This window comes from Bradyrhizobium sp. RDM12 (assembly GCF_051917485.1).
GTDB lineage: Bacteria > Pseudomonadota > Alphaproteobacteria > Rhizobiales > Xanthobacteraceae > Bradyrhizobium.
The window spans coordinates 6,536,161-6,550,204 of sequence record NZ_CM133064.1 but is presented as its reverse complement, the minus strand read 5'-3'; the positions used below and the strand labels follow the sequence as shown (position 1 = coordinate 6,550,204).

Here is a 14,044-nt window from a genome sequence, read left to right as displayed (position 1 = left end):
AACATGCCGATTCCGGCGCCCGCCATCCACTCGAAGCCGCTGCTGATCCGGCATCTGCCGTACTTCATCGGCGCGGCGATCCTGGTCGTGCTCGCCGCGACCCTGCGCTTCGACGGATATGTTCATAACATCCTGCTGCAGGCGACGACATTCGCGATCGCGGTGTTCGGCCTCTCGGTCGTGCTCGGCCTGTGCGGCCAGATCAACCTGGCGCAGGCCGCGTTCTTCGGGCTCGGCGCCTATGCGGTCGGCATCGGCACGACGGACCTGCATGTCAGCTTCTGGCTGTGCCTCGTCGGCGGCTGCGTAATCTCGCTGCTCGCGGGCGCCTTCCTCGGTATGTCGACCCTGCGGCTCGGCGGTCATTACCTCGCGATGGTGACGATCTCGTTCCAGCAGATCGTCACGCTGGTCATGATCAACGCGATCTGGCTGACGCGCGGCCCCGACGGCGTTCCCAACATCAAGCGTCCGGATCTTTTCCAGACCTCGCAGAGCTATCTCGCCTTCTGCGTTGCGATGCTGGCAATCGTCGGCTACCTGGTCTGGCATCTCTCCGACACCAAGCTCGGCCGCGCCATGCGTGCGGTGCGGGACAATGAGCTCGCAGCCGGCGTCAACGGCATCGACGTCTTCCGCACCAAGATCTACGCCTTCGCGCTCTGTGCGCTGCTCGGCGGGCTCGCGGGCGGATTGTTCGCGGGCGGCTTCGCTTATGTCAGCCCCGATCAGTTCTCCTTCGCCGAATCGATCGTGTTCCTGACCATGTCGCTGCTCGGCGGCGTGGCCTCGCCGATCGGCTCGGCGATCGGCACGGGGTTGCTGATCCTGATCCCGGAATGGCTGCGCTTCCTCAAGAGCGTGCCCGGCCTTTACCTCGCCATCTACGGCCTGTTCGTGATCCTGATCATCCGCTTCATGCCCGACGGCATCTGGGGCTTTGTCGCGGATGCCTTCACGCGCTGGCGCGCCAAGATCAAGGCACCGCCGGCGGCTGCCGCGCTGCAATTGAAACCGGCGACGGTCGGCGGCGGCACCGTGCTCGAAGTCACGGGCCTGTCGAAGCACTTCGGAGGCCTCAAGGCCGTCGATGGCGTCGACATCGCGGTGAAGCGCGGCGGCGTGCATGCGCTGATCGGGCCGAACGGCTCCGGCAAGACCACGACGCTCAACGTGCTCTCCGGCCTCTATGTGGCCACCGCGGGCAAGATCGTGCTCGACGGCACCGACATCACCCACATGCCGCCGCATCAGCGCACTGCGTCGGGTCTAGGACGCACCTTCCAGAACATCCGCCTGTTCCGTTCGATGACGGCGCTGGAGAATGTCGAGATCGGCGCGGAGCGGCCCGGCAACACCATGGTCGGGAAGGGCGACGACGCGCTCACCGAGCGTGCGATGGAGGCGCTGACCTTCGTCGGCCTTGGCAGCCGCGCCAACGAGCTGATCTCGAGCTTCTCCTACGGCCATCAGCGCCTGATCGAGATCGCGCGTGCGCTGGCCTCGAACCCGACGCTGCTGCTGCTCGACGAGCCCGCGGCCGGCCTGAACTCGACCGAGAAACTCGAGCTGCATGAGCTGCTCAAGCGCATCGCCGCACAGGGGCTGACCATCCTGATCATCGATCATGACATGACGCTGGTCTCGGAAGCGGCCCAGCACATCACCGTGCTCAACTTCGGACGCCGCATCGCCGACGGCGAATCCATGGCCGTGCTGCGTCATCCCGACGTCGTCTCCGCCTATCTCGGGAGCGAATGATGCCGTTGCTCGAAATCCGCAATCTCGTGGTGCGCTACGGCGAGATCGAAGCGCTGCGCGGCGTCACCTGCGCCGTCGAAGAGGGACAGGTCGTAACGTTGCTCGGCGCCAACGGCGCCGGCAAGTCGACGACCCTGCGCGCCATCTCCGGGCTCGCCAAGCCGACCTCCGGCGACATCCTGTTCGACGGCAAGTCGATCGCAGGCCTTGGCCCCGAGGCGATCGTCCGCATGGGCATCAGCCACGTGCCGGAAGGCCGCCGCGTTTTCCCGGGTCTCACGGTGAAAGAGAACATCATGCTCGGCGCGTCCAACCGCCGGGCCTCGACCTCGGAGATCTCGCGCGAGGCGGATGCGATGTTCGACCTGTTCCCTGATATCCGCAAGTTCAGCAACGCGCTCGGCTGGACGCTGTCCGGCGGCCAGCTCCAGATGGTGGCGGTCGCCCGCGGGCTGATGGCAAAACCACGCCTGCTGCTGCTGGACGAGCCGTCGCTCGGCCTTGCACCCGTCATCGTGCAGGCCGTGTTCAAGATCATCTCCGAGATCCGGCGCAACACCACCGTGCTGCTGGTCGAGCAGAATGCGCGCATGGGCCTGTCGGTCGCCGATTACGGATATGTGCTGGAGACTGGCCGTATCGTGCTCGGCGGCAAGCCCGACGAGCTCTGGGGCAACGAAGCGATCCGCGCCGCGTATCTCGGCGGCCATGCCAAGGTGAGTGCGTAGCGGGCAGGGTTCCGTCAGAGGGGATGCGGAATTCGGGCGGAAAGCCGAACGCCTTGAAGGGCATCCCCTTGCCGGACGGCATCCGGACGGCGATAGTGAAGGCCGCCCCCGGGGCCGGCATCCCATGGCCGAGCGCATAGGTCTTGCGTCATTGCGAGCGTGGCGCGGCGACCCGGTTCGCGGTAACAGCGAGGGTGTGCTGTCGCGGCGCTCGGCCGGTGACGACGGCCCAAACAACGCGGTCCATAAAACACGCGTCCATACAACTGAGAAGGAAGGCAACGTGGCGAACAAGGTCAAGGAAATCTGGAAGTCGGGCAAGGCCGTGGTCAACGCGTGGCTCGCTATTCCCTCCGGCTTCTCGGCCGAGATGATCGCGCAATGCGGCTTCGACAGCGTTACCGTCGACATGCAGCATGGCGTGCAGGATTATCTGTCGATGGTGCAGTGCTTCCAGGCCATGGACAAGCATCCGGTCACTCCGATGGTCCGCGTGCCCTGGAACGAGCCCGGCATCATCGGCAAGGTGCTCGACGGCGGCGCCTATGGCGTGATCTGCCCGATGGTCAACACGGCGCAGGAGGCCAGGAACCTGGTCTCGTATGCGAAGTATCCGCCCAAGGGCGTGCGCTCCAACGGCCCGATCCGCGCCGGCATGTACGGCACCGCGGGCTCCTACCAGAAGACGGCCAACGACGACATCGTGCTGCTGCCGATGATGGAAACCAAGACCGCGGTCGAGAACATGGAGGCGATCTTCGACGTCGAGGGCATCGACGGCGTCTATATCGGCCCGTCCGATCTCGGCTTCTCCTACGGCCTCGAGCCGAAGCTCGACCGCACCGAGCCCGAGATCCTCGCGATCTACGACAAGATCATCAAGGAGTGCGCCAAGCGCGGCCTCAACCCCGGCATCCATTGCAGCGGCGCCGAAGGTGCCGCGCGCGCCATCAACATGGGCTTCAAGCTGGTGACGCTCTCGAACGAGGTCGGCATGATGACGACCTACGCCAAGATGCAGGTCAACGCGACCCGCAAGGATTCCGCCGGCAAGGCCTGAGCTCTCTCTGTGTCCCGGACGCGGTGCGGCACGCAGTGCCGCTCCGTAGAGCCGGGACCCAGAAGCCAACCTCACGCATGGGCCCCGGCTTAGCAGCGCACCGCTTTCGCGCTGCGCAGCATCCGGGGCACGATAGTTTCGATACAGGAGACTCCTATGACCATCAGCCCCGTCATCCGACTGCATCCCGATGATGGCGTGCTGATCGCGCGCGCGAGCCTGCCGCCGGGGACACTGGTGGCTGACGGCGTGACCACGGTCGAGCGCATTCCCTCCGGCCACAAGGTCGCGATCAAGCCGATCGCGGTGGGCGAGCCTGTGATCCGCTATGGCCAGATCATCGGCTTTGCGACCGCACCGATCGCGCCGGGACAGCACGTGCACGTGCAGAACATCGGCATGGGCGATTTCGCCAAGGATTATGCCTATTGCGCCGACGTCAAGCCGACGCCGAATTTCGACCTGCCGGCGACCTTCGAAGGCATCCGCCGCCCCGACGGCCGCGTCGCCACGCGCAACTATATCGGCATCCTCACCTCGGTGAATTGCAGCGCGCATGTCGCGGGCCTCGTCGCCGACGTCTTCAAGAAGAATCCCTTCACCGGCGATAATCCGCTGGCCGATTTCCCCAATGTCGACGGCGTCGTCGCGCTGACCCACAAGACCGGCTGCGGCATGACGCAGAACGAGCCGCTGGCGCTGCTTCGCCGCACCCTCGGCGGTTATGCGCGGCACGTCAATTTCTCCCACGTCATCGTGCTTGGGCTGGGTTGCGAGGTGAACCAGATCGGCGGGCTGATGGAAGAGCAGAAGCTCGCCGGCCGTCTCCGCGCGATGGACATCCAGGACGTCGGAGGCACCCGCAAGACGGTGGAGGCCGGCATTGCGTTTGTGCGCGAGGCGCTCGCTGACTCGAACAAGGTCAAGCGCGAGTCCGTGCCGGTGAGTGAATTGACCGTGGCGCTGCAATGCGGCGGATCGGACGGCTATTCCGGCGTGTCGGCCAATCCGGCGCTCGGTGCTGCGAGCGACCTCATCGTCCGCCACGGCGGCACCGTGATCCTGTCGGAGACGCCCGAGACCTACGGCGCCGAGCATCTGCTGACGCGCCGCGCGGTCAGCCGCGAGGTCGGCGAGAAGCTGGTCGATCTGATGCGCTGGTGGGACGAGTACACCGAGCGCGAGGGCGCCGAGATGAACGCCAATCCGAGCCCCGGCAACAAGGCCGGCGGCCTCACCACCATTTTGGAAAAGTCGCTCGGCGCGATGGCCAAGGCCGGCACCACCAACCTGGTCGACGTGCTGCGCTACGCCGAGCCGGTGACCAAGCGCGGCTTCGTGTTCATGGACACGCCCGGCTACGATCCGGTCGCCGCCACCGGCCAGGTCGCCGGCGGCGCCAATCTCGTCTGCTTCACCACCGGCCGCGGCAGCGTGTTCGGCTGCAAGCCCGCGCCCTCGATCAAGCTCGCCACCAACACGCCCATGTACAAGCGCATGGAAGAGGACATGGACGTCAATTGCGGCACCATCCTCGAAGGCGAGGAGAGCGTGCAGGAGTGCGGTCAGCGCATTTTCGATCTCATCCTCAAGACCGCGTCCGGCCAGCCGACCAAGAGCGAAAGCTTCGATTTCGGCGGCGCCGAGTTCGCGCCCTGGGTGCTCGGCGCGACGATGTGACGTGAGCAAGTAGCCCGGATGGATCGCAGCGCAATCCGGGACAACTCAATCCGCGGGCGAAGAACCCCGGATTGCGCTCCACTCCATCCGGGCTACGGGAGGGCCACGGCGGATATTTGCTAGGCACGGTCTGCCCGTTGTTAATGCTTGATCGAGGTCACCAGCGGTGTTCTGCTCAAAAAAGCTGCTGGAGCACCGCACCCCGTGTCGATCTACGTCGCATTACACCACGTCACGCACTACAAATACGACCGCCCGATCGATCTCGGACCGCAGACCATCCGGCTGCGGCCGGCGCCGCACACGCGCACGCCGATCCTGAGCTATTCGCTCAGGGTCACCCCGGCCAATCACTTCGTGAACTGGCAGCAGGACCCGTTAGGCAACTGGATCGCGCGCTACGTCTTCCCGGAGAAAACGACCGAGCTGAAGATCGAAGTCGATTTCACGGCACAGATGACGACGGTCAATCCGTTCGACTTCTTCGTCGAGCCCTATGCCGACAGCTTTCCGTTCGAATACCCGAAAGACCTCAAGGCCGAGCTGGCGCCGTATCTCGAGACCATCAAGCCCGATCCCGCGTTCGCAAAATATCTCGCCTCGGTCCCGCGCGAGGCGCCGAACACGGTCAACTTCCTGGTCGACCTAAACAGGGACCTGCAGCAGAAGATCAGCTACGTGATCCGCATGGAGCCCGGCGTGCAGACGCCGGAGGAGACGCTCACCTCCTGCGCCGGCTCATGCCGTGATTCCGCCTGGCTGTTGATCCAGACCTTCCGCCATCTCGGCCTCGCCGCGCGCTTCGTCTCCGGCTACCTGATCCAGATCCGCCCCGACATCGATCCGATCGAGGGCCCGCCGGAGGTGGAGAACGACTTCACCGATCTGCACGCCTGGGCCGAGGTCTATCTGCCGGGCGCGGGCTGGATCGGTTTTGATGCGACCTCGGGCATGCTCGCGGGCGAGGGGCACATCCCCGTTGCCGCCACGCCGCATTATCGCTCGGCAGCGCCGATCTCCGGCGGCGCGGGTTTTGCCGAGGTCGAATTCGCCTTCGACATGAGCGTCCGCCGCATCCGCGAGGCGCCGCGCATCACGAAGCCGTTCTCCGACGACTCCTGGACGCGGCTCAACGATCTCGGCGAGCAGGTCGACCGCGATCTCGCAGCCCAGGACGTGCGGCTCACCATGGGCGGCGAGCCGACCTTCGTGTCGGTCGACGATCTCGAAGCCGCGGAGTGGAACACGGAAGCGGTGGGCCCGACCAAGCGTGCGCTTGGCGACGATCTGATCCGCCGGCTGCGCAATCGCTTCGCGCCGGGCGGCCTGCTGCATTACGGCCAGGGCAAATGGTATCCGGGCGAGAGCCTGCCGCGCTGGGCCTTTGGCCTGTACTGGCGCAAGGACGGCGTGCCGATCTGGAAGAATGGCGACCTCGTCGCCAAGATCGAGAATCCCAGGCGCGCGGTGACCGAGGACGCCGAGGACTTCATGGAAGGCACGGCGGCGCGGCTCGGGCTCGATCCCGGCTACGTCATTCCGGCCTATGAGGACACCGTCTACTGGCTTCAGAAGGAGGCCGAGCTTCCGGTCAACGTCGATCCCTCCGATTCCAAATTGTCCAATCCGGAGGAGCGCGCGCGCATGGCGCGGGTGTTCGATGAGGGCCTCCGCAAGCCACGCGGTTTCGTGCTGCCGGTGCAGCGCTGGAACGCGCCGCCGCGCTGGCGCAGCGAACGCTGGCAACTCCGGCGCAATCATTTGTTCCTGATGCCCGGCGATTCACCCCTCGGACTGCGCTTGCCGATTGGTTCGCTCGGCTACGTCCCGCCCAGTGAATATCCCTACATCGTCGAGCAGGATCCGATCGAGGCGCGCGGCAAGCTGCCGGTGTTCACGCTCCCTGAGCGTCCGAAATCGCCGCCGCGGGTCGCGCCCGAGAAGCTCAATACGTCCGTGCCCGTCCGAACGGCACTGTCGATCGAAGTCCGCGACGGCGTGATCTGCGCCTTCATGCCGCCGGTGGAGCGTATCGAGGATTATCTCGAGATGATCGCGGCGGTCGAGGCCACCGCCGAGGAGATGCAGCTCCAGGTCCATGTCGAGGGCTATGCGCCGCCGTTCGATCCGCGCATCGAGGTCATCAAGGTGACGCCCGACCCCGGCGTCATCGAGGTCAACGTTCAGCCGGCCAAGAACTGGCGCGAGGCAGTCGACATCACCGTCGGGCTCTATGAGGATGCCGGCAAGATACGCCTCGGCGCCAATCGGTTCCTGGTCGACGGCCGCCACACCGGCACCGGCGGGGGCAATCACGTCGTGGTCGGCGGTTCCAGCCCGCAGGATTCGCCGTTCCTGCGTAGGCCCGATCTGTTGAAGAGCCTGGTGCTGTACTGGCAGCGGCATCCGTCGCTGTCCTATTTCTTCTCGGGCCTCTTCATCGGCCCGACCAGCCAGGCGCCGCGCATCGACGAAGCCCGTCATGACAGCATCTACGAGCTCGAGATCGCGCTCTCGCACGTGCCGCCGCCGGGCTATCAGACGCCGCTGTGGCTGGTCGACCGGCTGTTCCGGCATCTGCTCGTCGACATCACCGGCAACACCCACCGCGCCGAAATCTGTATCGACAAGCTCTATTCGCCGGATGGCCCCACCGGCCGCCTCGGGCTCGTCGAATTCCGCGCGCTCGAAATGCCGCCGGATCCGCGCATGTCGCTGGCACAGCAGCTCCTGATACGCGCGCTGATCGCGAAATTCTGGCGCGAGCCGCAACAGGGCAAGTTCGTGCGCTGGGGCACCGCGCTGCATGACCGCTTCATGCTGCCGCATTTCATCTGGGAAGATTTTCAGGACGTGCTCTCCGAGCTCAAGGGCTCCGGTTATCCGTTCGAGCCGGAATGGTATCTGGCCCAGCTCGAATTCCGCTTCCCCGCCTTCGGCCGCATCCATCATGGCGGCGTGACGCTGGAGCTGCGCCAGGCATTGGAGCCCTGGCACGTGCTGGGCGAGGAGGGATCTGCCGGCGGCACGGTGCGCTATGTCGATTCGTCCGTCGAACGGCTCCAGGTCAAGGCCGAGGGCTTCATCGAGGGCCGCCACGTCGTGACCTGCAACAGCCGGCGCCTGCCGATGACCTCGACCGGCCGCTCGGGAGAAGCCGTGGCCGGCGTCCGCTTCAAGGCCTGGCGGCCGGCCTCCGGCCTGCACCCGACCATTCCGGTCCACGCGCCGCTGACGTTTGACCTGATCGATAGCTGGAACGGCCGCTCGCTCGGCGGCTGCGTCTATCACGTCGCCCATCCCGGCGGCCGCAGCTACGACACCAAGCCGGTCAACACCTATGAGGCTGAGGCGCGGCGGCTGGCGCGCTTCCAGGACCACGGGCATACGCCAGGCCCCATGCAGCCGCCGCCCGAGGAACGCACAAATGAATTCCCGCTGACCCTCGACTTGCGGACACCGCTCCTGCAATGAGTATGATGGTGGGGCAGGGAGAGGCGCATGGGCGAGGGCGCAGCCGAGCAGGACAAGGCGGGTAAGGCGCAAGGTCAGCGCGAAGGCCAGCGCCGCCTCGCGCAATGGGTCCGCGACTATCGCCGCCTGCCCGGCATTCCCGACGAGTTCCTGGGATCCGACGGCGCCCCGCGCGCGGTCTGGAGCCGCTTCTTCGATGCCTTCGGCGCGCTCGCGCCCGACGAGGTCGAGCGGCGCTTTGGCATGGCCGACCGCCATCTCCGCGAGGCCGGCGTCACCTACCGGGCGCCCGGCGACAGCGCCGACCGGCCGTGGTCGCTCAGCCATCTGCCGCTGCTGATCGACGAGGCCGACTGGAAGCAGCTCTCGGCCGGCATCACCCAGCGCGCTGAGCTGCTCGAACTCGTGCTGCGCGACATCTATGGCGAAGGCCGGCTGGTCGCGGAAGGCGCGCTGCCGGCTGGCGCGATTGCCGGCAGTCCCGAATATCTCCGCCCCGTCTGCGGCGTGCCGCCGCCGGGCGGGCGCTACCTCTCGCTTTATGCCACCGATGTCGGCCGCGGGCCCGACGGCCGCTGGTGGGTGCTCGGCGACCGCACGCAGGCGCCGTCAGGCGCGGGCTATGCGCTGGAGAACCGCCTGGTGCTGTCGCGCGCCTTCTCCGATCTCTACAAGTCGATGAACGTGCCGCGCGTCGCGCCGTTCTTCGAGGCATTCCGCGACTCGCTTCGTGCCCGCGCCGATCGCGACGAGCCGCGGATTGGCGTGCTCACGCCCGGCAGTTTCAGCGAGACTTATTTCGAGCACGCGACGCTGGCGCGCTATCTCGGGTTCCTCTTGGTCGAGGGCGACGATCTCGCCGTCAGCGACAATCGCATCCACATCCGCACGGTCGCAGGGCTGAAGCGGCTCGACGTGCTGCTGCGCCGTGTCGATTCCAACTCGCTCGATCCGCTCGAGCTCGACGCCTCCTCGCATCTCGGCGTACCCGGCCTGATCGACGTGCTGCGCAAGGACGGCGTCGTCGTCGCCAACATGCCGGGGTCGGGCGTGCTGGAAGCGCGGGCGCTGCTCGGCTTCCTGCCGGCGCTCAGCCGCCGTCTGCTCGGCGAAGAGCTGAAGATTCCGCATATCGCGACCTGGTGGTGCGGCCAGCGCTCGGCGCGCGACGAGGTGCTGTCGCGGCTCGATGAGGTCGCGATCGAAGGCGCCTACCGGCGCGGCGTGCCCGGCTTCGACAGCAACGGTCCGGTGCTCGCAAGCGAGCTCGACGCTGCCGGACGCCAGCGCCTGACGGATGCTATCGGCGCGCGCGGCATGGACTATGTCGGCCAGGAGGTGGTGCGTCTCTCCACCATGCCGGTGTGGGAGCAGGGGCAGATCATGCCGCGTCCCTTCGTGCTGCGCGTGTTTGCTGCCGCAACGCCGGATGGCTGGGCTATCATGCCCGGCGGCTTCTGCCGGATCGCCGAGCAGGCCGATGCGCGCGCGGTATCAATGGGCGACGGTGCGCGTGCCGCCGACGTCTGGGTGGTCTCGGACAAGAAGGTCTCGACCGCATCGCTGCTGCCGGCAACCGACAAGGTCCGCATTCGTCGCATCGCGGGCGTGCTGCCGAGCCGCGCCGCCGATAATCTGTTCTGGCTCGACCGCTACCTCGAACGCGCCGAAGCGACGCTGCGACTGGTGCGCGCGCTGGGCTCGCCGAGCGGGCCCAACAAGGGCACCGCGGCCTCGTTGCAATCGGCCGAACGGATCCAGCGCCTGCTGGTGACCTGGGGTGCGATCTCGCAGACCTCGCGCACGGCACCGGGACGCATCGTCGCCGAAGCCCTGCAAAGCCCGGAGCGTTTCGGCTCGGCGCTATCGCTGGTGCGCTCGGCGCAGCGCACCGCGACCTCCTTGCGCGAGCGGCTGTCGCCCGATGCCTGGCAGGTCATCACCGAGATGGCCGATCGGCTCTCCTACGAGGTCGAAGACGAGGACAGCGTGCTGAGCGCGGCTGAGCTGACCTTGCAGGAGCTTGCGAGCTTTGCAGGCCTTGCACAAGAGAACATGAACCGCGCCGCCGGCTGGCGCTTCCTCGATATAGGCCGCCGCACCGAGCGCGCCATCAACACCGCGCGTTTTGCCCGACAGTTTGCCTACGACGAGGCCGGCGACGAGGACCTCGACCTCCTGCTGACGCTGGTGGATTCCCAGATCACCTACCGCTCACGCTATCTGCTGGCGCCGATCCTGGCGCCGGTGCGCGACCTCGCCGTGCTCGATCCCTACAATCCGCGTTCGGTGGCGTTCCAGTTGACGACGCTGAACGAGCACATCGCGGCCCTGCCGACCCTGAAGGAGCACGGCCTCATCGAGCAGCCGCAGCGGCTTGCGGTGGCGGTGCAGTCCATGCTGGCGACCGCCGAAGCCGAGAAGCTCGAGGTCAAGACCCTGTTCGCGCTGGAGCAGGATCTGCTCAGCCTCGCCGAAGCGATCGGCCTGCATTATTTCCCGCACGGCAGCAACGCGAGCCGGCCGGAAAAGCTGACGGGGCTGGCGTGATCTACGACATCCGGCACGTCACCACCTACGAGTACCAGACCCCGGTCAGCTTCGCCCGCTGCACGCTGCGGCTCGAGCCGAGGGACGGCAACGGCCAGGAGCTGATCTCGCACAAGATCGAGATCCGCCCGCGTCCGTCCGAGCGCAACGTCCGCCGCGATTTCTTCGGCACGCTGACCGAGAGCATTGTGATCGAGGCCGCGCATCGCAATTTACGTATCGACTCGCGCTCGCGCGTCTCCGTCGAGCGGAAGCCGCCGGCGCGCGATGCCGCGAGCCCGTCCTGGGAGAGCATCCGCGATCTCGCGTTTGAAGCGACCAGCCTCGGGCCGTCCTCGCCGATCGGCTATGTCTTTGCGAGCCCGCTGGTGCCGGTGCTGCGTCCGGTCAGTGCCTATGCTGCCGGGAGCTTCGCGCCTGAAAAAGGCATCCTCGCAGGGGCGGTCGATCTCATGCATCGCATCCGCACCGAGTTTCGCTACGACCCGAAGGCGACGGCGATCTCGACGCCGCTCGACGAGGTCTTCGACAAGCGCCACGGCGTCTGCCAGGATTTTGCCCATGTGATGATCGCAGGGTTGCGCGGGCTCGGCCTGCCTGCAGCCTATGTCAGCGGCTACCTGCGCACCATTCCGCCGGCCGGACAGCCGCGCTTGCAGGGCGCGGATGCCACGCACGCCTGGGTGTCGCTCTGGTGCGGCGCGGAGCTCGGCTGGGTCGATTTCGATCCGACCAACGATCTCCTGGTCGCCGATGACCACATCGTGCTGGCGGTCGGCCGCGACTTCTCCGATGTGTCCCCCGTGGACGGCATCATCGTCGGCTCGCCGAAGCAGAAGCTCGGCGTCGCCGTGGACGTGCAGCTGGTGGAGTGACCGTAGTTTCACCGTTTCCGCCAATGTGAACCAATGCGTCCATGTGCGGGAAATTTGTTTCGCTGTGTTTCCTTGATGTGGCGAAGGGCGGTGCATTAATGCGCTGTTAACGCTACCCCGCGACATATTGGCCCACTTTCAACGCTACTGAAGCCGAGCCGCGCACGCGTGCAGAGAACATATGACGTCACCCTCGATGGCCCTCGCGCTGCCTGCCTCCCGGACGCCTGATATATCCGACATGCTGCGCGCGGGTCGCGAACACTACCGGTGTGGCGAGATCAGGTCCGCGATTGCGGTGTTTCAGGCCGGGCTCGCGCGCGCGGCCACGGCGTCGATCGGCGTGGCGGTCGATTGTGTCGCCGATCTGCATGCAGCGCTGGCCAACGCCTTCATGCTTTGCGACGACTTCGGCTCCGCAGCCGAGAACTACAAGGCGGCCTTGCGTATCGCGCCGCATCTCGTCGCCTGCTGGTGCAATCTCGGCATCGTTCATCAGCGCAGCGGCCAGACGCAGGATGCGATTTCGCTATACCTCGAGGCGCTGCGGCGCAATCCGGGCCACCGGCCGTCGCGCACGAATCTGGTTCAGGCGCTGGTCGCAACCCGGCAGTTCGCGATCGCGAGGACGCTGCTGCTCGAATTGCTCGAGGAGACGCCGGATGATGCCGAACTCCGGAGCCAGCTCGGCAAGGTCTGTTTCGAGCTTGGCGAGACGGAGGAGGCCGTGGCGCAGTTCGAGCGAGCCGTGGTGCTCGCGCCCGGACAGGCCGAGAATTTCTACTGGGTCGGGGCGATCCGTCAGGCGCGCGGCGAGCAGGAAGCGGCGCAGGCCGCCTATGCCCGTGCCGCGCAAGCACATCCGATCCTGCGCAGGCCCGCCGCAAAATCGCCGCCGGCGTTTCGGGCGCTGGCGCTGTTTGCACCCTTCGTCGGCAACACCCCGGTCGAGTTCCTCTTTAGGGATTGCGCCTACCAGACCAGCATCTTGTCGCTGCTGCCCGGCAACCAGCCGGATGTCCGGCTGCTCGCGCGAGAAGCGGATGTCGTCGTCAATCTCGTCTCCGACGCAGATCAGGGCGCGGCCGTGCTTCCGCTCGCCACCGCGATCGCACGCAGCCTTGGCAAGCCGATCGTCAACGATCCCGCAAAGATCGAGAACACCACGCGCGACGCCACGGCTTTGGAACTCGCCGACGTCGAGGGCTGCCGCGTGCCGCGCACGATCCGCATCGCGACCGGCGAGGACTTCCGGACGGTCTCAACCTCGCTTTTCCGCTGCTCGCGCGCCAGGCCGGGATGCATGGTGGCGACGTCTTCGAGAAGCTCGAGGACGCCGCGGCGCTGACCGCGTTCCTTGCGGCGCATGCGGACCACGACTGCTATTTGATTGATTATATCGACTATCGCTCCGCCGACGGCTTCTTTCGCAAATACCGGTTCCTGTTCATCGGCGAGGAGATCCTCCCTTATCATCTGGCGATCGGAGACGACTGGAAGCTCCATCGCGATGCCACGGAAATGGCGAGCCACACCTGGATGCAGGACGAGGAGGAGCGCTTCCTGCACGCGCCCGAGCAGGTATTCGGCGCGGCCCATTATCAGGCGTTGCGAGTCATTCGCGATCGCATCGGCCTCGACTTTTTCGGCATCGATTGCGGTCTCGACCGGAACGGCGATCTCGTCGTGTTCGAGGTCAACGCCTCCATGCTGGTGCACGACCAGAATCCGGAATTTCCTTACAAGGACCTGTACGTCCGAAGGATCAAGGTCGCGTTCGACCGGATGCTCGCGCGCTTCGCGCGAGGGAATTGACGCCACCGTCCGCAAAGCGACGGTCGGCCACTGGCCGGGCTGGCGAGCGCCCGTATCGCCCGCCCCGAGTGCACCGAACTGTGACCGCAACCGTGATGCTG

The 14,044-nt window shown here is 66.2% G+C and carries 9 protein-coding genes; all 9 read left to right on the top strand.

The genetic code is table 11. The annotated features are described in order from the left end of the window. Positions 1–3 precede the first annotated feature (3 nt). The 9 genes from ACTGJ9_RS32050 (at position 4) to ACTGJ9_RS32010 (ending at position 13,943) form a co-directional block, all read left to right on the top strand. Positions 4–1,761 carry a branched-chain amino acid ABC transporter ATP-binding protein/permease gene (locus ACTGJ9_RS32050; protein WP_456674308.1) on the top strand — a complete coding sequence of 586 codons (1,758 nt, stop codon included), beginning with the start codon at positions 4–6 and terminating at the stop codon, positions 1,759–1,761. Then, complete coding sequence (locus ACTGJ9_RS32045; protein ID WP_456678694.1) at positions 1,761–2,489, top strand: ABC transporter ATP-binding protein; 729 nt, start codon at positions 1,761–1,763, stop codon at positions 2,487–2,489. The genes ACTGJ9_RS32050 and ACTGJ9_RS32045 overlap by 1 nt, the downstream gene beginning before the upstream one ends. A 283-nt stretch (positions 2,490–2,772) precedes the next feature. Then, the gene (locus tag ACTGJ9_RS32040; RefSeq protein WP_456674307.1) at positions 2,773–3,549 is read left to right on the top strand and encodes an HpcH/HpaI aldolase family protein; all 777 of its coding nucleotides are present in this window, start codon (positions 2,773–2,775) and stop codon (positions 3,547–3,549) included. A 156-nt stretch (positions 3,550–3,705) separates the two neighbouring features. Then, on the top strand, positions 3,706–5,229 hold the full coding sequence (locus tag ACTGJ9_RS32035; protein WP_456674306.1) for a UxaA family hydrolase: 1,524 nt from the start codon (positions 3,706–3,708) through the stop codon (positions 5,227–5,229). Positions 5,230–5,433: 204 nt separating this feature from the next. Continuing rightward, complete coding sequence (locus tag ACTGJ9_RS32030; protein ID WP_456674305.1) at positions 5,434–8,703, top strand: transglutaminase family protein; 3,270 nt, start codon at positions 5,434–5,436, stop codon at positions 8,701–8,703. A 27-nt stretch (positions 8,704–8,730) separates the two neighbouring features. After that, positions 8,731–11,253 carry a circularly permuted type 2 ATP-grasp protein gene (locus ACTGJ9_RS32025; protein WP_456674304.1) on the top strand — a complete coding sequence of 841 codons (2,523 nt, stop codon included), beginning with the start codon at positions 8,731–8,733 and terminating at the stop codon, positions 11,251–11,253. Next, positions 11,250–12,128, top strand: a complete 879-nt coding sequence (locus ACTGJ9_RS32020; RefSeq protein WP_456674303.1) for a transglutaminase family protein — start codon at positions 11,250–11,252, stop codon at positions 12,126–12,128. The genes ACTGJ9_RS32025 and ACTGJ9_RS32020 overlap by 4 nt, the downstream gene beginning before the upstream one ends. A gap of 181 nt (positions 12,129–12,309) precedes the next feature. Further along, positions 12,310–13,476 (top strand): tetratricopeptide repeat protein, encoded by a 1,167-nt coding sequence (locus tag ACTGJ9_RS32015; protein WP_456674302.1) that lies wholly within the window; start codon positions 12,310–12,312, stop codon positions 13,474–13,476. Next, the gene (locus ACTGJ9_RS32010) at positions 13,428–13,943 is read left to right on the top strand and encodes a hypothetical protein (protein WP_456674301.1); all 516 of its coding nucleotides are present in this window, start codon (positions 13,428–13,430) and stop codon (positions 13,941–13,943) included. The genes ACTGJ9_RS32015 and ACTGJ9_RS32010 overlap by 49 nt, the downstream gene beginning before the upstream one ends. Positions 13,944–14,044: the final 101 nt, after the last annotated feature.